Here is a 21,015-nt window from a genome sequence, read left to right on the forward strand (position 1 = left end):
CGATCGCGAGCCGACGGCGCTGTCAGGAGATGACGGTGCGCAGGTTACGGGCCAGCACTTCGATGCGGTGGTGCTGGAGTTCGGTGAATTCCTCCGGATGGTGTATCTCCACACTCAGCCGCCCGGCGAAAGTGCTGATGACGCAGGTGCCGCCACCCGGCTGCTGCGGACGGCGGCCGGTCAGGTCCGGCTTGGCGAGCATGGTGGAGTGGAAGTCGTCGATGCGCAGCCCGTCCTGTTCGGGTAGCGGGGGGATGGCGCCCCAGTTGGTGGCGATGACCACGCCGGGCAGGGCGGGCCTCGGTGCGGCCGCCATGTCGGGGATGCTCAGGGGCGTACGTTGCACGATGCCCGCGGCCAGGCCCGCATGCAGAGCCTCGCTGATCCCTCGGGCCGATTCCACCAGCGTCACGTCGGATGCGGGGGAGAGGTAAGTGGCGAAACCGAGGACGTTCGTCCCTTCGGTGGCGTCGATCGCGGGGCTCACTCTGGTCCGCAGGTCGACGGAGTACAGGTAGAGCAGTCCGGTGAGCGGCAGTTCGCGAATCTCGGCCTCGGTCCGCAGCAGCGCCGCCGACACCAGGCCGTGCAGCGTGACATTCGCGCGATGCCCGACCGCGACCAGCGCCGCGGTCTCCTCCGCGGTCAGCAGGCACCGGGTGGTGCACAACGCCGGGTACTCGTCTTCGCGCGGTCGCGGAATCTCCGGCGGCGGGGAGGCGGTCGCACCGGCGGGCCCGGAACCGGGCAGCGCCATCTTCTCGATGCCTCGCGCCGCGAGCAGGTGCTCGACGGGTTCGGGGAACGGGTGCACCGGCAGCTCGGACATACCTTCACCGACCGCGTCTCGATATCCGGTCCAGAACTCGGTGACGATGGCGAACGCGTGGAAGGCGTCCGCGACGCTGTGATGGAGCATCAGCGTGACGCTCGCGGTAGCGCCGTCGCGCACCACGCACAGGGCGCACACGCCCGCCCGCTGATCGAATTTCGCGCCGCCGAGCGGGGATTCGGGGCTCGCGTCGGCGACGAAGATCTCCGGCGCGGCATCGGTCACGGCGAAGACGTGGCCGCCCTCTTCGGTCGCCTCGATGCGGGCGCGCAGGATCGGATGCGCCCTTGCGACGGCCTCGAAGGCAGCCGTCAGCGCGGGCAGGTCCAACCGCCCGGACACCCGTGCCGCATAACCGATGAAGACCTCGCCCGCGGCGAACATTTCCTCGCTCGGGGCAAGCCGGCGGATCACGTCGACCACGATGATGTATTCCCTTCGCTCCCGGCGAGACTAGCCCGAACACCCTGCACACGCGGATGATTCGCCCGAATCAGACGAAAAGGACAGGCGGGCGGCCTCTTGTCACAAGGGGGAACGGGATCTGTCGGATGATCGGATCATCTGGATAAGCTCCGAACGGTCGAAAGCGAGCGGAGTATGTCCCGAATCGAGCCGATTCCATCCGTCACCGAGCCGGTCGCCGTCCGTGCGTGCCGAACAGTGGGCACGCGATGACGCGCCGCGGGTGGACACTATTCCTGGCGATGGGCCTGATCTGGGGCGTGCCGTACGCGATGATCCGCGTGGCGGTGCGGGATCTCGACCCGGTCGTGGTCGCATTCGGGCGCACGCTCATCGGTGGCCTGCTGTTGCTGCCGGTCGCGCTGTACGCTCGCGCGCTGACGCCGGTGCTGCGGCGATGGCGGCCGCTGTTGCTCTACACCTTGGTGGAGATCACCGGGCCGTGGTTCCTGATCGGGTACGCCGAGACCACCCTGAACAGCTCGACCGTCGGCTTGCTGATCGCGGCGGTGCCGCTGATCGCCGTGGTGCTCGTGACCGTGCTCGGCCACGACAGGTTCGACGCGCGCCGGGTGATCGGTCTGCTCGCCGGGTTCGCCGGCGTCGCCGCGCTCGTCGGCTTGGACGTCGACCTGGGGAATCCGGCGGCGCTCGCCGCGATCGGCCTGACCACGATCGGATACGCGGTGGGGCCGGTCGTCATCGATCGCGCGCTGGCCGACCTGCCTCCGTTGGGCGTGGTGACCGGGTCGCTGCTGCTGGCGGCGGCGATCTACGCGCCGTTCGCGGGTTGGCTGTGGCCCTCGCGCATCACCGCCGACGCGGCCTGGTCGGTGCTGGGTCTCGCGGTGATCTGCACGGCCGCGGCGTTCCTGTTCTTCTTCGCGCTGATCGCCGAGGCCGGCCCCGCCCGTGCGACGGTGATCACCTACATCAATCCCGCGGTGGCGATCCTGCTCGGCGTCACGGCGCTCGACGAGCCGCTGACCGCGGGCATGGCGATCGGCTTCCCGCTGGTCGTCCTCGGTTCGGTGCTCGGAACCGCCCGCGGTCGCGACGAGGCGGCCCGGGCGGACCTGCCCGCGCCCGCCGCGCCGGAGGCGGCGGTCCCATTACCCGAGAGGTAATCGCCATCGGGCGCGCGCCTGCCGAGAATGGCAGGGAGCCGCGGGATCACGCGGTGTCGCTGTGAAAGGACCTGCCGTGTCAGTGCCCGCGCCGACCACTCGAGCGGTGGTCGAAGAGTTGCTGCGCCGAATCGGTTCCGGTGATCCGGAAGCCGTCGCCGATTTGTACGCCGAACACACCGATTGGCAGCTCAATTGGCCGGAGGCGGAACACGGGCGCACCGCCACGCCCTGGATTCGGCACCGTTCGACCCGCGCGGACGCCGCGGCGCATTACCGCTCGCTCGCCGAACACCATGTGCCGGAGGAGTCGGCCACGCGGGTCGACCGGGTGCTCGTCGACGGTGACGACGCCGTGGTGCTCGGCGAGATCCGGCAAACCGCGCGCGGCACCGGCCGTGCCTATCGCGCGCGTTTCGCGCTGCACCTCACGGTGCGGGATGGGCTGATCACCCGGCACCACGTCTACGAGGACAGTCTCGCCGTCGCCCGGGCATTCGACCCCGGGGAGTGAGCACGTAATACGCTGCTACAGGTGCTGGATTCGACCGAAGACTTCGCCGGCGAGCGTCCCGATCCGATCGCCACCCGCAGGGCGTACGACGAGGTCGCCGACCGCTACGCCGAGGATGTCCGGCACCGGCTCGAGCGCCAGCCGCTCGACCGGGCGATGCTCGCGGTGTTCGCGGAATCGGTGGCGGGCAACGGTTCCGGACCGATCGCCGATCTCGGCTGCGGGCCGGGGCATGTGACAGCTCACCTCGCGGCGCTGGGTGCGCGGGTGTTCGGCATCGATCTCGCGCCCCGCATGGTCGCGCTCGCGCGTGCGGAATACCCGCACCTACACTTCGCGCAGGGTTCGATGGAACAGCTACCGCTGGGCAACGGCACGCTCGGCGGCATAGTGGCTTGGTATTCGTTGATCCACACACCACCGGATCGCGTGCCGCACGTGTTGAGCGAGTGCAATCGGGTACTCGCGGGCAAAGGGCACGTGCTGCTGACTTTCCAGACGGCGGACCGGCCCGATGCGGTGGAAGCCTTCGATCACAGGGTGATTCGCGCCTACCGGTGGGCGCCGAAACGCCTCGCGCGTCTACTCGGCGCCGCCGGTTTCGCCATGATCGCTCGCATGGTGCGCGAACCGGGTCCCGAGGAGCGGTTCGGGCAGGCATACCTGCTGGCATCGAAGGTTCGGTGATTCACCGAACGCGGTCCATCCCGTCCGGGTAGGTTTGTCGTGTCGCGGCGATTTCATGGCTGCGCGGGCCCGCCGACAATGTGGTCGATCTGAACTCCGAACCTTTTCACCATGTCGTCAGGGGGCGACTCATCATGGAATTCATCGCGCCGGTCGATGCCGTCTTCTTGCTCGCCGAATCCCGGGAACAGCCGATGCACGTCGGTTCGCTGCAATTGTTCGAACCACCGGAGGACGCCGGAGCGGACTTCGCTGCTCGGGTCCATACCGAACTACTCCGAAGCGCCGACGTCGATCCGACCTTCCGCAAGCATCCCGCAACAATTTTCGGGTCACCGCAGATGGCCTGGACGCATGCCGACCACGTGGAATTGGACTATCACGTGCGGCGGCAGGCCGTGCCCGCCCCGGGCCGCATGGACCAGCTCGTGGAACTGGCCTCCGGCCTGCACAGCAGCCTGCTGGACCGGCATCGCCCGCTGTGGGAGTTCCATCTGATCGAGGGTCTCGCCGACGGCAGGTTCGCGCTGTATTCGAAGATGCATCACGCGTTGATCGACGGCGTCTCGGCCCAACGCCTGCTGCGGCGCACACTGACCAGCGATCCGTCCTCCGGCACCACGCGGGTGCCGTGGCATCTGCCCCGGGGCAGGCGCAGTAGGGAGTCCGGCGCGGCCGGTCCGGCGCGGAACCTGGTCTCCGCGGCCGCCTCCGGCGCGTCGGTACTGCGCGCCGCGCGCACCGCCCTGTCGCGGCAGCAGCTGACCCTGCCGTTCGCGGCCCCGCGCACCATGTTCAACGTGCCGATCGGCGGCGCGCGCCGTGCGGTGGTCCGGTCCTGGCCGCTGGAGCGGCTGCAGCAGGTGAAGAAGGCGTCCGGTTCGACGCTCAACGATGTGGTGCTCACCATGTCGGCGGGCGCGCTGCGGCGGTACCTGATCGAACGGGACGCGCTGCCGGACAAGCCGTTGATCGCGATGGTGCCGATGTCACTGCGCGCCGAGGACGACGAGACCAACGGGGTGAAGGTCGGGGCGGTGCTGTGCAATCTCGGCACCGACATCGCCGATCCGCTGGACCGCCTGCGGGTGGTCGCCGGGTCGATGCGTGACGGCAAGGACGTCTACAGCACGCTCTCGTGCAACCAGACGATGGCGCTGTCGGCGCTGATGCTCAGCCCGCTCGCCCTCAATCTCGTGCCCGCGCTGATCTCGTTGACCAATCCGACCTTCAACATCGTGATCTCGAACGTGCCGGGGCCACGCGAGCCCATGTACTGGAACGGTGCGCGGCTGGACGCGAGCTATCCGTTGTCGATCCCGTTCGACGGCCAGGCGGTGAACATCACGCTCACCTCCAACGCGGGCAACCTCGATTTCGGCGTGGTCGGCTGCCGCCGCAGTGTGCCGCAGTTACCTCGCCTGCTCGATCACTTGGAGGAGTCGCTCGCCGAACTGGAGCGGGCCAGCGCCTGAGGGCAGCGCATTCCGCAGAAAACTAGAACGTGTTACTGTCGATGAATGGTGCACCGGCCAGTCGAGGATGCCGCAGCCGCTTCATGGCGATATTCGCGGCTCGCGGCGGACTCGACGCGCGGCAGCCAGGCCGCACCGCGTGCCACTTATGCAACTCGTTCTAGTACACCTGCGCCGCGCCGTTCGCGGCGGAGCAGTTAGGGAGACCAGCACGCCATGCGTACCGAAATCTGCGAACGGCTCGGGATCGAATTCCCCATCTTCGCCTTCACCCACTGCCGCGACGTGGCGGCCGCGGTCAGCAACGCGGGGGGACTCGGCGTGCTCGGCGCCGTCGGCTTCACCGCCGAGCAGCTCGAGGTCGAGCTGGCCTGGCTGGACGAGCACGTGCATGGCGTATACGGCGTCGACCTGGTGATCCCGTCCAAGTACGAGGGCAAGGGCATCGACGACCTGAGCCCCGAGGAGCTGGAAGCCAAGCTGGCCGAACTCGTCCCGCAGGGGCACCGCGACTTCGCCGAGAAGATCCTCGCCGACCACGGTGTGCCCAAGCTGCCGGAGAACGAGCACCACAACCAGTTGCTCGGCTGGACGGCCACCACCGCGGGACCGCAGGTGGAGGTGATCCTGCGGCACCCGAAGGCGAAGCTGGTGGCCAATGCCCTCGGCACCCCGCCGGAAGACGTGATCAAGCAGGTGCAGGACTCCGGCAGGCTGATCGGCGCGCTGTGCGGTTCGGTCAAGCACGCGCTCAACCACAAGCGCGCGGGCCTGGACTTCGTGGTCTGCCAGGGCACCGAGGGCGGCGGCCACTGCGGCGAGGTCTCCTCGATGGTGCTGTGGCCGCAGGTCATCGACGCCGTCGGCGACCTGCCGGTGCTCGCCGCGGGCGGCATCGGCAACGGCCGCCAGGTGGCCGCCGCGATGGCGATGGGCGCCGCGGGCGCGTGGACCGGTTCGGTGTGGCTGACCGTCGAGGAAGCCAATGTGCCGCCGGCCCAGATGCAGACCTACATCGACGCGACCAGCCACGACACGGTGCGTTCGCGCGCATGGACCGGCAAGCCCGCCCGCATGCTGCGCAACGACTGGACCGAGGCGTGGGAGCAGGCCGATACCCCTGACCCGCTGCCGATGCCGCTGCAGATGATGGTCGCGCTGGACGGTGTGAAGCGTGGCCACCGCTATCCGGAGGCCGCCAAGGACGTCAACTTCAACCCGGTCGGCCAGATCGTCGGCATGATGAACCGCGTGGAGCGCTCCGCCGACGTGGTCAACCGGCTGATCCAGGAGTACGTCGAGGCCTGCGAGCGCCTCAACAAGCTCAACGGCGGGGTCTGAGTTCGGGCGCCGGTTCCTGGTCGCGATGCCGCGCGGAATTCCCCGTGCGGCATCCCCACCGCGAGCCGCCCTCTTCGGCGGTCGGCCCGAGCGCTGATGCCCTGTCGCCCAGATTGATTCGTCGCGACCGGCGGAGCCCCGCTAGCCCGAGCGGCTCAGCGTCGGGGACCACACCCGTTGCTTCACTCTGTCTGAGACAAGACTGTTCACCGAACTCAGCGGACAGCCGGATCGGCGCGTCCCGAGCGGACAGATCCGCACTGGTCTCCCAGCGCCGTCCCAGACGGAATGTGCGGCGTACGAAAAATCAGGCGGTGGCAGCGTGCGTCTCGTCGGAGCCGTCCACGACCCCGGCCACCAATTCCTCGAAGCGCGCGATGACCTTCTCGTGGTACATACCGAACAAATCCTCGAACAGCGCCAGCTGCGCATCGCTCGGCCCGGAGCCGGAATCCCACACCGCGGCCAGCGCCCGCCAGACCAGGACGTGCAGGTCCGCCGCACCCGCGAAGTACGCCTCGACCGCCTCCGGCACCTCGAGCACCATCTCGCCGATAGAATTCAAAATCGCACGCTGCATGGGGAGTCCGAGCACGGTCAACAGCCTGCGTACCAGCGCGACCTCGAGCGCGAGGAGCTGTCGGAAGTCCGGATCCGGCTGGCGCGCTATCGATTCGAGTTCGTCGATCGCGTCCTTCAGTTCGGCCGCATCGATCCGCTGTTCGCCACCCGTGTAGGTGAGCAGCGCCTCCAGCACGAGATTGCGCTCGACGTCGACGATGTCGCGGAACATCTCTATCGCGATGTCCGGCATGGGAATCGAGAACCGGAACAGCTGGCGGTACACGTCCACTCCGCCGGCCTCCCGGACGTCACGGATCGTGAAACCCTTGCCGCGCCTGGCTTCGACGAAGCCATACGACTCCAGCCGGCCCAAGGTCAGCTGCGCGGTAGCGCGATTCATCTCGAATTCCTCGGCGACCTGACGCACCGACGGCATGAGATCCCCCGGCTGGTATTCCCCCGCGGCAACCCGGCGCGCCAGCTCGTCGGCAACGTCGGCGACCACCGTCTGGGATCCCATCGAAGTCACCTTTCGACTACTTTTGAACACGTCCCAGACAGTCTAAGCCCTACTGTCCGGTACTGCACCTGTGTCACACTTGGGCGCGCGACTGTGAGGTGAGGCATGACCATCCGGCCCATCGGAGAGCGCCCCGAGGAGGGGTCCACGGGCAAGCGATCCCGCCTTTTCGCGTCGCGGTCCCATGATAAACCGCCTGTTCACGGCGCTGTGCGCGGCGTCAAACTCGCCGCCCTGCCGATGGCGTTCGCCGGACGGCAGGCCGCGGGCCTCGGCAGGCGGGCGCTCGGCAGATCGGCCGAAGAAGTCAATCGCGACATCCAGCTGCGCACCGCGCAGCACATCTTCGAGGTGCTCGGCGAGCTGAAGGGCTGCGCCGCGAAACTGGGGCAAGTGCTGGCCATCTACGAGCTGGCGCTGCCGCGGGAGGTGGCCGAGCCGTATCGGATCGCGCTCAGCAGGCTCCAGGATGCCGCGCCCGCCATGCTGCCGCACACGGTGCACGCCGCCATGGCCGAAAGCATGGGCGCGGAATGGCTTTCGCGCTTCCGCGAATTCGACGACCGCCGCGCCGCGGCCGCCTCGCTCGGACAGGTGCACCGCGCGGTCTGGCACGACGGCAGGACGGTCGCGGTCAAGGTGATGTACCCGGGCGGCAGGCAAGCGGTGGCACGCGATCTGGACCACCTGCGCCGGATCTCCTATCTCGCAACGGTGTTTCTGCCCGGCGCGGACGTGAAAGCGGTGACCGAAGCGATCTGCGCGTCGGTCGCCGGGGAACTGGACTACGCGGCGGAGGCCGCCCACCAGACAGCATTCGCCGCGGCCTATGCCGGCGATCCGGACTTCTACGTACCGAATGTCATTGCGCAGCAGGGTGATGTTCTGATCAGCGAATGGATCGAAGGCACGCCGGTACCGCGCGTCATCACCTCCGGCACGCAGGCCGAGCGCGACCGGGTCGGCATGCTCATGGTCCGTTTCGTGACCTCCGGCTGGGGCCGTCACGGATTGCTGTACGCCGATCCGCATCCGGGCAACTTCCGGGTGCTGCCCGACGGCAGGCTCGGCGTCATGGATTTCGGCGCGTGCTGCGCGTGGCCGCCCGCCGGTTTCGGCGAACTGACGCTCGACTGCTGCAAGGCGATCTTCCGAGGCGGGCCGGGAGATCTGGCGGCGGCCACGCGCAGGCACGGTTTCGTGGAGAACGGGCAAGCCATCGACAGCGAGGCGCTCTACGCCGCGATAACCCCGTGCGGCGAACCGTTCCGCCACGAGACGTATCGCCTTACGGCACGCTGGTTGCGCCGCCAAGTGTTGCGCACCACCAACCTTCGGTTGAGCAACGTGGTACGGCAGATGACCATGCCCGCCTACTTCACGCCGTTCGCCCGCTCCTTCCTGACGCTGGTGGGCGTGCTCGGCCAGCTGGAGACCGAAGGTCCCTATCGCGACGAAATCGTGCGCTGGGTACCGGAATTGAGCGAGGCGTTCATCTCGGAGGAGAACACGGAGGCCATCGCGCCGACGGTGGACCTGGGCGCCGCGCGGAGGCGGCGGGCCGAGATGAGCGAGCGCGGCATGCCGATCACGTGAGCCCGGTTCTGCTGAGTCGCAGGTGGATTCGCTGATCTATCAGCACATCTGGTGCGATCCAGCAGTCGTTCCGTCTTTGTCTCAGACAGTTTATCCGCAGTGCTGTCCGCCTACGAAACCGGCTCTTCACCGTGCCAACCACGCGCGCCAGTGCGGGGCGATGAGTGCCGCGAGCTGCTCGTAGCCCGCGGCCCCCGGATGCGCCCCATCGCCCGCGCGGACCTCGGCGGCCCAGACCGCATTGGCGCGCAGGGGCTGGTGCACGCGGACGTACGGCACCTCCGATCGGGCGCAGACCTGCGCGAATCTCTCATCCAGCGCGGCGGTGCCCGCATTGTGCTCGTCGTCCGCGATCGGCGGCGGGGCGACCATCAGCACCGGCCACCCCCGCTCGGCCGCCTGCGCGAGCAGTTCGCCCAGATTGGCCACCGACTCGTCGGGGGCCACCCGCGGACCGCCGTTCTCGTGCATGGCGTCGTTCACGCCGAACGACAGCACCACCCTGGCGTCCGCATCCTCCGGTAGGCGGGGCGCACATTCGGCTCGGAAGCGCCGCAGGATCGCGACCGAGGTTTCCCTGCGAACCCCGAGGTTGTAGGCGGTCAGCGGGACGCCCTGCGCGTGCGCATCGGACGCGAGCCTGCCCGCCCAGCCCAGGCAAGCCGGGTCGCCGACACCGGCGACGAACGAATCCCCGACGAAACACACACGCAGATCACGGCTCACCACCTGATCCTGGCAGCGCGGAGACCGGCCCGCTGCCACCGGGTGCGGGCAATATGATCGCGGAGGTTCGACCGGGAGGAGTAACGGTGACAACCGAGCCGGAGCTTGCGACACCGCCGGTTCCGCAGTGGTTCGCGCAGCTGTTCGCCCACCGGCGCTGGGTCCGGCGCAGTCTCCCCGCCGGACGCCGCGGCGCCGGAGAACGGCGCACGTCCGGCCGCACCCGCGCGGCATCGTCGACGGCGACGCGGCGCTGGACGACTTCGGCCCCCACTTGCCTTGACTGTGGCTGTGCCACTGCGGCTTTCGACGCGGCCGGCGCAGCGGTGCTGGTTGCACGCGGGACCCGAGAATCGCGCGCGCAACCGGAATATCGTCAATGTCAGGAGCATCTCCGCGCCCGCCGCTTTTCCCGTGTTGATCCCCACCGGACAAGTAGCCCGGACCATCGTCGAACTGGACGCGAGCGACCGGTCCGGTGGGGGCTACGGGGTCGGCGTCGAGCCGGAGCCGGTGGACGGCCGCTCCCTGCGACTCACCGACGCCGAGCCGTAAGGGAAGGCCTATTCGCTCGGCGTCAGCCCGGTGGCCTGCTCGGACAGCGTCCACAGCCGCCGCGCGAGATCGGCGTCGACCGCCTGCTTGTTGCGCGGCGGCTCCAGCTCGAACCGGTGGAAGTACTGCCCGTTGATCGCCGCGCCATCGGCGGTGGTGGCCAGGTGCACCAGTGGCTGCGCGCCCTTGTCCGGTTGGATGAAGAACGGGCGCGCCAGCGGGGACCGGATGAACCAGCCGAGACCGAGCGGGGCGTTGTCGTAGACGTGGGTGGCGACCGCGCCGGGATGGAAGGCCGCGGTGGTGATCCCGGTGCCCTCGGTGCGGCGGGCCAGTTCCCGAGTGAACAGGATGTTCGCCAGTTTCGACGCGCCGTACGCGCCGAGCTGGTTGAACGAGCCCGTCGCCGCGTTCGCCGTGTCCAGGTCCAGCTTGGCCATCCGGTAGGTCATGCTCGCGGTGTTCACCACCCGGGCCTGCGAGTGGGCCAAGCGCTCCAGCAGCAGATTGGTGAGCAGGAACGGCGCCAGGTGATTGACCTGGAAGGTGAGTTCATTGCCGTCGTCGGTGACCGTCCGCTTGGGCCACGCGCCGCCCGCGTTGTTGGCCAGCACGTCGATCCTGGGATACCGGTCGAGCAGCTGGTCGGCCAGCTTGCGCACGTCGTCGAGCCGGGCGAAGTCGGCGACGAACGGCTCCGCGCCTGCCTTCGCCGCCACCTCGGCGGTCCGCTCCGGTGATCGGCCGACGACCGCGACGCTTGCGCCGCGCGCGGCGAGCCGCTGTGCCGCGGCGGCGCCGATGCCGGAGCTCGCGCCCGTCACCACCATCGTCTTTCCGGTCAGGTCCTTGTCCTGTACCTGGTCCTGCGCTGCCATCGCTGCCTCCCGAGCATCGTTTACGTGACCCGATCGTCTTCGGCTCGCGCGTATTCGGCAAGCATCGACGCGCCCTCGTAGTGCTCTGCGATCTCGTCGCTGGTGGTCAGCCACACCCCCGGGTGGCTCGCCACGTAGTCGAGCGCTTGATCCAGGTACTTGATCCGGAACGCCTGCCCGATCACGAACGGGTGCAGGGCCAGCGCCATGACGCGCCCGCTGCCCGCCGACTCCGCGTAGAGCTGGTCGAGCTGGTCGCGAACGATCCGTACGAAGTCCGGTCCGCTGGTGGCCTTGCCCAGGAACAGCGTGTTGTCGTTGAGTTCCACCGAGTAGGGGACGCTGAGCAGGCCGGGTACCGACAGGGGATAAGGCTGGTCGTCGTTGGTCCAGTCGAGTACGTAGCCGAGGCCGAGTTCGGCCAGCAGCGACGGGGTCAGGAACGACTCGGTGAGCGCCGGTCCCATCCAGCCACGCGGCCTGCGGCCGGTCGCTCGTTCGATGGTCGTGACCACGTCGGCGAGGTAGGCGCGCTCCTCGTCCGGCGGAAGGTCGGCCTGGAAGATCGAGTTGTTCTTCCCGTGCGCGAGCCACGCCCAGTTCCGCCGCACCCCTGCGGCCACGATCTGGGGATAGTGTTCGGCCACATCCGAGTTGAGCAACGCGCTGGCCCGGATGCCGTGCCGGTCGAGCACCTCGATCACCCGCCAGATGCCGACGCGCGCCCCGTAGTCCCGCCACCCGTAGTTCAGCGGGTCGGGCGCGAGCCCGGCGGTACCGGGGAAGATGCTCGTGGACGGCCGGTCCACCTGGTAGTGCTCGACATTGAGCCCGATATAGAACGCGACCCGGGCGTTGCCGGGCCAGCGCAGCGACGGGCGGTCGACGATCGGGCTGTAGCCGAAGAGTTCGTTGTCCATGTCCTCATGCTCGAACTTGACACTAGTGTGAGGATCAACCTCGGTCTCGAGTGACGTCCGGCACAGTGCCTCATCGATGCCGACAGCGGCCGGGTTCTGCCGAGTTCGCGCTGTGCATCGGCCGGTATCGTGCAGCGAACGCAGCAACTGGTTTCGTACGCACATGGGTAACTCGCCGGGCACGCCCAGAACAGGAGTGGCACCCCACGCAGGACCTGAACGCAAATCCTGCGCCACCTGCACAGTACGGCCTGAAGACCCGGAGAGGCGGAACAGCATGCGAGTGGACGGGCGGGAGATCCCGGTCACGGGCAACCTGCTACAGCCGCTGATCCGGCGGACGAGCGACATCATTCGCGTCGTTCTCGCGGCGCTGTGGGTGGCGGTCGTGATCGCGGCGTCGCTGATCACCCGCCCGGAATGGCTGGCGCTGGAACGCTCGGTCTCCAACATCGTCGGTTTCCTCAATCCGGACCAGTCGAACCTGGTGTATCTGGTCTACGGCATGGCGATTCTCGCGCTGCCGTTCGCGATCCTGATCGAGCTGATCATCGGCAGGCAGTGGAAGCTGCTCGCCGGCTACGCGGCGGCCGGTGCGGTCGCCGGACTGCTGTTGTCCATCACCGGCACCGGGCTGTCCGCGCCGAAGTGGCATCTGCAGGTGCCGGACCGGTTGGACACCTTCTTATCCCAGTTCCTGGACGATCCGCGCTGGATCGCGATGATCGCCGCGATGCTCACCGTCGCCAGCCCGTGGCTGCCCGTCCGGCCGCGGCGCTGGCTGTGGTTCCTGCTGCTGGCGTTCGCGCCGATCCATCTCGTGGTCAGCACCGTGGTGCCCGCGCGGGCGATGTTCGGGCTGGCGGTCGGCTGGCTGGTCGGCGCGGTGATCGTGCTCGTGGTGGGCACGCCTGCGCTGGAGGTCCCCCTCGACGCGGCCGTCCGGGTGCTCGCCGGACGTGGTCATACGGTCACCGGATTCACCGTGGTGCATCCGGCGGGCCGGGGGCCGTTGATGCTCGCCGCCGCCGTCGAAGGGCCGGAACGCGAACTGAGCATCGAGATGTTCGGCAAGAACCAGAGCAGCTTCGGCGCGCTACGGCAATTGTGGCGCTGGCTGACATTCCGCACCAGCGAGACCGCGGCCATCCACGGTTCCATGCACCGCGTGGTCGAGCATCGCGCCCTCATGGCGATCGCAGTGGGCGAACTCGGTTCCAGCAGCAGTACGCCTGTCGCGGTCGCCGCGCTGTCTCGCGGCTGGATGTTGTACGCGCACACCAGACCCCGGGGCACGCCGATCACCGACCGATCCGTCGACGCGCTGCCCGGCGTGTGGCGAGCACTGGACACTTTGCAGCAGAAGCGGATCGCGCACGGCGACCTGCGGCCGATCGATATCCGCGTCGACGACGGCGTCACGTTGTTCGGCGGCTTCGGCAACGCCGAGTACGGGGCGTCGGACGCGCAACTGCAATCCGACATCGCCCAGTTGCTGGTGACGACCACCGCGATTTTCGGCAAGGAGCCGGCGGTGCGCGCGGCGATCGAAACCCTCGGCGAAGCGCCGGTGCTCGCCGCGGCGAGCCGGTTGACCAAATCCGCCATACCGACCGGCATCCGCAAGGCGGTCCCGGAATGGAAGACCGCGCTGTCCGCCGCCCGCGACGAGGTGCGCAGACAGACCGGACAGGATCGAATCGAAGCCGAGCAGATCACTCGGTTCTCCCGTAACCAGATCATCCAACTGGTGCTGCTGATCGCGCTGGTGTACGTCGCCTATCCGTTCATCAGCGCCGTGCCGACGTTCTTCACCCAGTTGCGCACGGCGAACTGGTGGTGGGCGCTGCTCGGGCTCGCGGTCTCCGCGCTGACGTATGTCGGCGCTGCGGCGGCGCTGTGGGCTTGCGCGTTCGGGACGGTGAGCATCCGGAATCTCCTCGTCATGCAGGTCGCCAACACTTTCGCGGCGACCACCACGCCGGCGGGCGTCGGCGGGCTCGCATTGAGCGTGCGTTTTCTGCAGAAGTCCGGGACCGGCGCGGTGCGCGCCACGGCCGCGGTCGCACTGCAACAAGCGTCCCAGGTGATCACCCATGTCGGCTTGCTGCTCGCGTTCAGCATCCTCGCGGGCACCTCGGCGGATCTGTCGCATTTCGTCCCGGACGCCACGGTGCTGTATCTGCTCGCCGGCGTCGGTGTCGGGATCGTCGGTGCGTTCATGTTCGTACCGAGATTGCGCCGTTGGCTGAACAACGCGGTCCGGCCACAGCTGCAAGAGGTTTTGGGCGAACTCGCCGGGTTGGCGCGTGATCCCAAGCGATCTGCGGTGATCATCGGCGGATGCGCGGCACTCACCATCGGCATGGCGGGTGCGCTCTGGGCCAGCGTGCAAGCGTTCGGCGGCGGCACCACCTTCATCACCGTCACTATCGTCACCATGATCGGCGGCACGCTGGCCGCGGCCGCGCCGACGCCGGGCGGCGTCGGCGCGGTCGAGGCCGCGCTCATCGGTGGTCTGGCCGCCTTCGGCCTGCCCGCGGAAATCGCGGTGCCCTCGGTGCTGCTGTATCGCGTGCTGACCTGCTGGCTGCCGGTGTTCTGCGGGTGGGGCGCCATGCGCTGGCTGACGAACAAGGACCTGATCTAGGTTCGGTCCGGGGCGGCCCGCTTACGGCTTGGTGGCCGACAGGACGCCGGTGGCGGGGCGCACGACGGCGAACTCGACGTCCTCGAAACCGTGCGCCTCCAACATGTCCCTATACCGGCGAATGTCGATGTTTGCCATGGGATCACCATGGTCGTGGCCGGTGTCGTGGGTGCGGTGGGCCGCGAACCGGGACATCGCGCGCACAACGGCGGAGCGGAACGGGTCGGTCGGATAAGTGTCGGCGAGCAGCAGCCGACCGCCGGGTCGCAGTACCCGGAACATCTGCGCGACGGCGTCGGAACGGTACGCCGCGGGGATGTGGTGCATGGCGAAGGTGCAGGTCACCAGGTCGGCGGAGAGGTCGGGCAGTGGAAGCGACTGCCCGCTACCCACTTCGAATCGGCAATTCGCCAAGTCGCGGCAGCGCGCGGTCGCGTAGTCGATCATCTGCGGCGACGGGTCGACGCCGGTGACCTGGCCGGCGCGACGCGCCAGCACTCGAGCCAGGTCGCCCGGGCCACAACCGATGTCGACGACGTCGGCGCCGGGCGCCGGACGGGCCAGTCCGGCGAGGCGGGTGTTCAGGCGGTCTGCCCCGCCGAGCAGGAAAGCGGCCTTGAAGGCCCGGTAGCGGCGCGGCTGAGTGAGCAGGACTCCGATGTCGTCGTGCGAAGTGATGGCAGACTGGGGTTCGTTTCGGGACATGAGTTCAGGATCGGCCGCCACCGCGCTGCCTACCAGGGACAATGCCCCGGGATTTGTCCGGAACCGGACGCACACGAGACTTTTGTCCGGGAGGCTACCGTGCCGGGAGAACAGGACAGCGCCGACCGCCGGGTCCGGCGCACCAGGGCCTTGCTGCACCAAGCGCTGATCGAGCTCATGATCGAACGCGCCTACGACCGGATCACCGTCCGCGACATCCTGGATCGCGCCGACGTCGGACGGTCGACGTTCTACGCGCACTACCGGGACAAGGACGACCTGCTGTTACGCAGCAGCACCGACTACCTGCGCGCGGCAATGGCGGCGGCCGAGACGGACACCGATGCACCCGAACTGCTCGCGCCGGTGCGCACGCTGTTCGAGCTGGCCGCCGGCCATCCCGAGGTCTACCGGGCGCTGCTCGGCCGCAAGAGCGGCACCGTCTCGCTGCGCACCACCCGGGTGATGGTCGCGCAGATCCTCGCCGAGCGGCTGCGCGAGCGACTGACGATGCCGGAGGACGAGTTCGCGACCACCGTGACGTTCCTGTCCTGGGGTGTCGTCGGCCTGCTCGGCGCCATCGCCGAGCCGCATCCGCCGCTCTCGGCCGCAGAGGCGTACCGCCAATTGGTGCGCTTGGTCGGTCCCGGCTTGCGCGACGAGGTTTGACGAGCTTTTTCCGCTCCCGCCGTCGACCACCGTCCGGGCGGTAGCCCGCTCCGAGATATCCGCACGAGGCCGCGGAAGCAGCCGCCGTCGCGGTGTCGAGCGTCGCCAGGCAGACCTCAGCGAGATCTCGCGGGCTTGGGCCGTCGCCGCGTACACCGTGATCAGCGGGCGTTCAAGCGCTCCACCGCGTCGGCGGCGCGGATACTCCCCGCGGTGACGAGTTCGAGGTTGGCCAGCGCGGCTTCGTGCGCTTCCGGGGTGGCGGCGGCCACACAGTCGGCCACCGGGTGCACGCTGAACCCGAGATCGGTGCCGTGCCGCGCGGTCTGCTCGACGGTGAGATTGGTCGCGACGCCCGTGACGAAGAGCGTCTCGATACCCTGATCCGCCAGCCACTCCGGCAGTTTGCTGCCCGCGAGGCCGGACAGCTTCTGGTTGTCGAAGACTTCCGTCGGCTGCGCCGCCATCTCCGGAATAATCGCCGCGCCAGGCGAATCCGGCCGGAACTCGGTCTGCGCCGCGCCGACCGAGCGCATGAATCCGGTGTTGCGCACCAGCTCACCCTCCCCGACCGGGATGGTGAACCGGGTGAAGATCACCGGCATTCGCGCCGCCAGCGCCGCGGTGTGGAAGTCCGCCGCCCGCGCCACCACGCCCGTGGCTGCCACGGGCGCGGCCAGCATCGGGCCGAAAAAGCCCTCCGGCCGAATAACATTCACCTGCCAGTGCAGCGCCAGCACGGCGGCGCGGATACGTCGGATCGCCATACGACGACCTTACGCATCCGCGTCCGCGTAAATCGTCCGATTCACGTGAAACGAACGGACCGCGCGGTCAGGACGAATAATCCTTGCGCAGCTGGACTTTCACCACCTTGCCGCTCGCGTTGCGCGGCAGCTCGGCCAGTAGCACCAGGTCCTTGGGGTGCTTGTAGCGCGCCAGGTTCTCGTTGAGGAACGGCTCCAGTTCGGCCAGGGTCAACTCGTCGTCCGGGTTGTGCAGCGCGACCACCGCGACCGGCACCTCGCCCCACTTCTCGTGCCTGCGGCCGACCACCGCCGCCTCGCGGATCTTCGGGTGCGCGAACAGAACGTTCTCCACCTCGGCGCAGTAGATGTTCTCACCGCCGGAGATGATCATGTCCTTCTTGCGGTCGACCACGTAGATGAAGCCCTCGTCGTCCTGGCGGACCAGGTCGCCGGAGTGGAACCAGCCGCCCGCGAACGCTTCGGCGGTGGCCTCCGGCTTGTTCCAGTAACCCTGCATGAGCGTCGGGCCGCGGTAGACGATCTCGCCGACCTCACCGGGGGCGACGTCGTTCATCTCGTCGTCGACGATGCGCGCTTGAATCGTCGGGATGGGCTTGCCGACCGAGCCGAGCTTGCGGATCGCGTCCTTGCCCTCCAGCACGCAGGTGATCGGCGACATCTCCGTCTGCCCGAACACCGCGACGTTGAACGCGTTCGGGAAGCACTCGGCCATCGCGCGCAGCACGGTGTCCGAGGCGGGCGCCGCGCCCCAGCTGAGCACCTCCAGCGCGAGCTTGCGATCCCTCACCGTCGGGTGGTCGCAGACCAGCTGCCACTGCGCGGGCACGCAGAAGGCGGAGGTGGCCTGCTCCCGCTCCAGCGCGTCGAGGAACTCACCGGCGTCGAAGGCGCCGAGCGGATGCAGCACCGTCTTCGCACCGAGCAGGAACGCCGGGGCGAGACTGCCGAGGCCTGCGATGTGGAACAGCGGCGAGGTGCACAGCCCGATCGACTCCGGCTGCAGCGCCAGCGCCCGGATGCAGGTCAGCGCCTGGGCGTTCATGTTCGCGTGGGTCAGCACCGCGCCTTTCGGGCTGCCCGTGGTGCCGGAGGTATACATGATGAGGCTGGGGGTGTCCTCGGGGATGTCCAGCGGGATGTGCGGTTCACCCGGCTCCGCGAGCAGATCGTCGAAGCCGATCACGCCGTCGCCGGACGCGCCGCCGATCACCACGCAGGTCTTCAGGGCGGGCACCTGCGCCTGCACGGCGGTGGCCAGCGGCTGCAACACGGTGTCGGTGACGATCGCCTTGGCTCCACTATCGCTGACGATGTAGGCGACCTCCGGCGGCGTCAGGCGGAAGTTGACCGGCACCGCGATCGCGCCCAGCGCGTTGATGCCGAACACCGCTTCGAGGTACTCCGGGTAGTTCAGCGCCAGGATCAGCACCCGATCGCCGAACCCGACGCCCCGGCGCGCCAATCCGTCGGCGAACTTCAGCGACCGTTCGTGCAACTGCCGCCAGGTGGTGTCCACGCCACGGAATCGCAGCGCGACCGCGTCCGGGCGCATCTGCGCGTGCACGGCGAGCTGATTGTTCCAGTGGTTGCGCCGCGACCTGATCGGTTCGTCGAGCGCTGCTGCCCCGGTGGTCATTGCCACGAACTCCTCTCGGACCGTCATCGGCCGCCGGGTTGTCCGGCGGCGGCGACGGGCTGAATCGCGTGCAGAATAGCAACTAACTTAAGCGACCGGCAAGGGATAGCGGGATGAATCGGGGTTAATCGGCCCGGCTCGGAGGTCGATTCCAACGGCACGCCTTCTAGCAGGCCATTCGATCTCGTGGCAACACTCCGTACCGCCCGAACTATACCGGGAAAGATCATCAAATATGCGAACCTCGGCTCACTTATGAGTTGAATGCGAGGCGATTCTCGTGTCACCATCGACCCCAACGGGCGAACCGGCACGCCCGCGCGAGGTATAGGAGAAGCGCAATGCTGCGGACCAGGTTCACCGAGAAGTTCGGAGTGGAGCACCCGATCGTGCAGGGCGGCATGATGTGGGTGGGGCGGGCCGAACTCGTCGCGGCGGTCGCCAACGCGGGCGGGCTCGGCTTCATCACGGCCCTGACCCAGCCGACCCCCGACGACCTGCGCCGCGAGATCGAGCGCACCAAGGAGCTGACCGACAAGCCGTTCGGCGTGAACGTCACCATCTTGCCGTCGATCAACCCGCCGCCGTACGCGGAATACGTGCAGGCGATCATCGACAGCGGCATCAAGATCGTCGAGACGGCGGGCAGCAACCCAGAGCCGTTCCTGCCCTACTACAAGGACGCGGGCATCAAGGTGCTGCACAAGTGCACCAGCGTGCGGCACGCGCTGAAGGCCGAGCGGATCGGTGTGGACGGGGTGAGCATCGACGGCTTCGAGTGCGCGGGCCATCCCGGTGAGGACGACGTTCCCGGCCTCGTGCTCATCCCCGCCGCCGCCCGCGAACTGACCATCCCGATGATCGCCTCGGGCGGGATCGCCGACGCCCGCGGCCTGGTCGCCGCGCTCGCGCTCGGCGCGGACGGCGTCAACATGGGCACCCGGTTCCTGTGCACGCAGGAGTCCTCGATCGATCAGAAGGTCAAGGAGAAGATCGTCGCGAACTCCGAGCGCGACACCCAGCTCATCTTCCGCACCATGCGCAACACGGCGCGGGTCGCGGACAACGAGATCAGCCGCAAGGTCGTCGAGATCGAGAAGTCCGGCGGCACCTTCGACGACGTGCGGGATCTGGTCGCCGGAGCCCGCGGCCGCCGGGTGTTCGAAGAGGGCGATCTGGACGCGGGCATCTGGTCGGTCGGCCTGTGCCAGGGCTTGATCCACGACATCCCGACCTGCGCCGAACTCATCGGCCGGATGGTCACCGAGGCCGAGCGGCTGATCACGGCGCGCCTCGCCGAAACCGTGGTGGTCGGCTGACCAGGAATTACCTGGCCGCGCGGACGGTGACGGCCGCGTAGTCGTGGCTCGCGACGAGTTCGATGCCGTCGGGCAGCGCGTGCAGGCGGTGGATGGTGGTGAAGGCGGCGTCCCGGTCGGTGTCGAACAGTTTGCCGGGCATCGGCGCCTTCTCCCGCAGCAGATCGACCTGTAGCTTGCTCCAGACGGCGTCGCCCGCGAGCAGCACCCGGGTGCCGTCGTCCACCGCCAGCAGCACACCGATGCTGCCGGGCGTGTGTCCCGCGAGATCGACCAACAGCACCGAACCGTCGCCGAACAGGTCCTTGCTGCGGGGGAAGGTCAGCACCGGCGGGCCGTCGAGGTCGAAGCGGTCGAAGCTGCGTCCGCGCAGCGGGCCGCGCGCCACACCGGCCGGCGCGTGCGGGCCGCCCATCGCCCAGTCGTACTCGGCTCCTGGCAACCGGATCTCGACCGAGGCGGGCAGCTCGAGCAGGCCCGAGACATGGTCCCAGTGCAGGTGGGTCGGCACCACGAAATCGATGTCCGCGCCCGCGACGTCGTGCGCGGCGAGCGCATCGGCCAGACCGAGCACCGGCTTGTCCGGCGCGACGAGCAGCGGAACGGGGAAGGGAAGTTCGGGCAGCACGCGCTCGTGCACGCCCGCGCACAGGGCGGGATCGACCAGGAAACGCGCCTTCGGATGCTCGACCAGGAACGCCGCCATCGACAGCCGCATCTCCCGTAGGCTGCGCACACCCTCGGCCACGATGGTGGTCGGCGCGGACATGGTGGCCTGGGTCAGCACGGTCAGCTCGACCGTGGCGCTCGCGGGGGGCGGCGGCAGCACCTCGAGGTTCGCCAGCAGGGTGGTGTCGGGGCGGCGCGGCCGCAACAACCGGCCTGGCGTGGCCGCCAGCGCGGCACAGCAGCGCAGCAGGACGGGCAAAGTCGGCGTGCGCTCGGCGCGGGTGGCGGCACCGTTGTCCGGTTCGGTCACGGTGCCACGGTATGCGATCACCGCCGGTTCGCGAAAGAGCCGGGCTGGCAGCGGATATGCGACCTTGCTCCGGACGATTTCTCCGGC

At 68.6% G+C, this 21,015-nt stretch carries 19 protein-coding genes; 10 read left to right on the forward strand and 9 right to left on the reverse strand.

Annotated elements, in window-relative coordinates; genetic code table 11:
• Positions 1–22: 22 nt before the first annotated feature.
• Positions 23–1,255, reverse strand: coding sequence for a phthiocerol/phthiodiolone dimycocerosyl transferase family protein (locus tag NA8_RS10995; RefSeq protein ID WP_063050280.1), 1,233 nt, complete (start codon positions 1,253–1,255; stop codon positions 23–25).
• A gap of 251 nt (positions 1,256–1,506) precedes the next feature.
• Here NA8_RS10995 and NA8_RS11000 point away from each other — a divergent pair, with 251 nt between their 5' ends.
• The 5 genes from NA8_RS11000 to NA8_RS11020 all read left to right on the forward strand — a co-directional run bounded on the left by NA8_RS11000 (position 1,507) and on the right by NA8_RS11020 (position 6,441).
• Positions 1,507–2,424 (forward strand): DMT family transporter, encoded by a 918-nt coding sequence (locus NA8_RS11000; protein WP_063050281.1) that lies wholly within the window; start codon positions 1,507–1,509, stop codon positions 2,422–2,424.
• A gap of 76 nt (positions 2,425–2,500) precedes the next feature.
• On the forward strand, positions 2,501–2,938 hold the full coding sequence (locus tag NA8_RS11005) for a nuclear transport factor 2 family protein (RefSeq protein WP_063050282.1): 438 nt from the start codon (positions 2,501–2,503) through the stop codon (positions 2,936–2,938).
• Positions 2,939–2,959: 21 nt separating this feature from the next.
• Positions 2,960–3,625, forward strand: coding sequence for a class I SAM-dependent DNA methyltransferase (locus NA8_RS11010; RefSeq protein WP_245663771.1), 666 nt, complete (start codon positions 2,960–2,962; stop codon positions 3,623–3,625).
• A 134-nt stretch (positions 3,626–3,759) separates the two neighbouring features.
• Positions 3,760–5,100, forward strand: a complete 1,341-nt coding sequence (locus tag NA8_RS11015) for a WS/DGAT/MGAT family O-acyltransferase (protein WP_063050283.1) — start codon at positions 3,760–3,762, stop codon at positions 5,098–5,100.
• A gap of 216 nt (positions 5,101–5,316) precedes the next feature.
• Positions 5,317–6,441 (forward strand): NAD(P)H-dependent flavin oxidoreductase, encoded by a 1,125-nt coding sequence (locus tag NA8_RS11020; protein WP_063050284.1) that lies wholly within the window; start codon positions 5,317–5,319, stop codon positions 6,439–6,441.
• Between the two features lie 307 nt (positions 6,442–6,748).
• On the opposite strand, the gene NA8_RS11025 is transcribed toward NA8_RS11020, so the two are convergent.
• Positions 6,749–7,525, reverse strand: a complete 777-nt coding sequence (locus NA8_RS11025) for a GntR family transcriptional regulator (RefSeq protein WP_063050285.1) — start codon at positions 7,523–7,525, stop codon at positions 6,749–6,751.
• Between the two features lie 105 nt (positions 7,526–7,630).
• Here NA8_RS11025 and NA8_RS11030 point away from each other — a divergent pair, with 105 nt between their 5' ends.
• Entirely contained in the window at positions 7,631–9,121 is a 1,491-nt protein-coding gene (locus NA8_RS11030) for an ABC1 kinase family protein (RefSeq protein WP_245663772.1), read from the forward strand.
• Positions 9,122–9,247: 126 nt separating this feature from the next.
• Here the strand turns inward: NA8_RS11030 and NA8_RS11035 are convergent, their stop codons facing one another.
• Positions 9,248–9,847, reverse strand: coding sequence for a DUF459 domain-containing protein (locus NA8_RS11035; protein WP_063050404.1), 600 nt, complete (start codon positions 9,845–9,847; stop codon positions 9,248–9,250).
• A gap of 414 nt (positions 9,848–10,261) precedes the next feature.
• On the opposite strand from NA8_RS11035, the gene NA8_RS33695 reads away from it, so the two are divergent.
• Positions 10,262–10,402 carry a hypothetical protein gene (locus tag NA8_RS33695; RefSeq protein ID WP_157106641.1) on the forward strand — a complete coding sequence of 47 codons (141 nt, stop codon included), beginning with the start codon at positions 10,262–10,264 and terminating at the stop codon, positions 10,400–10,402.
• An 8-nt stretch (positions 10,403–10,410) separates the two neighbouring features.
• Here NA8_RS33695 and NA8_RS11045 read toward each other — a convergent pair whose 3' ends face one another.
• Both NA8_RS11045 and NA8_RS11050 read right to left on the reverse strand, forming a co-directional pair.
• On the reverse strand, positions 10,411–11,280 hold the full coding sequence (locus tag NA8_RS11045; protein ID WP_245663773.1) for an SDR family NAD(P)-dependent oxidoreductase: 870 nt from the start codon (positions 11,278–11,280) through the stop codon (positions 10,411–10,413).
• Between the two features lie 20 nt (positions 11,281–11,300).
• On the reverse strand, positions 11,301–12,200 hold the full coding sequence (locus NA8_RS11050) for a polysaccharide deacetylase family protein (RefSeq protein ID WP_063050287.1): 900 nt from the start codon (positions 12,198–12,200) through the stop codon (positions 11,301–11,303).
• 277 nt (positions 12,201–12,477) lie between these two features.
• Here NA8_RS11050 and NA8_RS11055 point away from each other — a divergent pair, with 277 nt between their 5' ends.
• Positions 12,478–14,850, forward strand: coding sequence for a lysylphosphatidylglycerol synthase transmembrane domain-containing protein (locus NA8_RS11055; protein WP_063050288.1), 2,373 nt, complete (start codon positions 12,478–12,480; stop codon positions 14,848–14,850).
• Positions 14,851–14,871: 21 nt separating this feature from the next.
• Here the strand turns inward: NA8_RS11055 and NA8_RS11060 are convergent, their stop codons facing one another.
• The gene (locus NA8_RS11060) at positions 14,872–15,555 is read right to left on the reverse strand and encodes a class I SAM-dependent methyltransferase (RefSeq protein WP_084466707.1); all 684 of its coding nucleotides are present in this window, start codon (positions 15,553–15,555) and stop codon (positions 14,872–14,874) included.
• A 99-nt stretch (positions 15,556–15,654) separates the two neighbouring features.
• Between NA8_RS11060 and NA8_RS11065 the strand changes: the two genes are divergently transcribed.
• On the forward strand, positions 15,655–16,224 hold the full coding sequence (locus NA8_RS11065; RefSeq protein WP_063050290.1) for a TetR/AcrR family transcriptional regulator: 570 nt from the start codon (positions 15,655–15,657) through the stop codon (positions 16,222–16,224).
• Positions 16,225–16,385: 161 nt separating this feature from the next.
• Here the strand turns inward: NA8_RS11065 and NA8_RS11070 are convergent, their stop codons facing one another.
• Both NA8_RS11070 and fadD5 read right to left on the reverse strand, forming a co-directional pair.
• Positions 16,386–16,991 (reverse strand): cysteine hydrolase family protein, encoded by a 606-nt coding sequence (locus NA8_RS11070; RefSeq protein WP_063050291.1) that lies wholly within the window; start codon positions 16,989–16,991, stop codon positions 16,386–16,388.
• 67 nt (positions 16,992–17,058) lie between these two features.
• Positions 17,059–18,630 (reverse strand): fatty-acid--CoA ligase FadD5, encoded by a 1,572-nt coding sequence (gene fadD5, locus NA8_RS11075; protein WP_063050292.1) that lies wholly within the window; start codon positions 18,628–18,630, stop codon positions 17,059–17,061.
• A gap of 341 nt (positions 18,631–18,971) precedes the next feature.
• On the opposite strand from fadD5, the gene NA8_RS11080 reads away from it, so the two are divergent.
• Positions 18,972–19,949: an NAD(P)H-dependent flavin oxidoreductase gene (locus NA8_RS11080; protein ID WP_174550065.1), complete on the forward strand. Its 978-nt coding sequence runs from the start codon at positions 18,972–18,974 to the stop codon at positions 19,947–19,949.
• Between the two features lie 7 nt (positions 19,950–19,956).
• Here NA8_RS11080 and NA8_RS11085 read toward each other — a convergent pair whose 3' ends face one another.
• Positions 19,957–20,928 (reverse strand): MBL fold metallo-hydrolase, encoded by a 972-nt coding sequence (locus NA8_RS11085; protein WP_174550066.1) that lies wholly within the window; start codon positions 20,926–20,928, stop codon positions 19,957–19,959.
• Between the last annotated feature and the right edge of the window lie 87 nt (positions 20,929–21,015).

Source organism: Nocardia arthritidis NBRC 100137, from assembly GCF_001612765.1.
In the GTDB taxonomy this organism is placed as follows: Bacteria; Actinomycetota; Actinomycetes; order Mycobacteriales; family Mycobacteriaceae; genus Nocardia; species Nocardia arthritidis.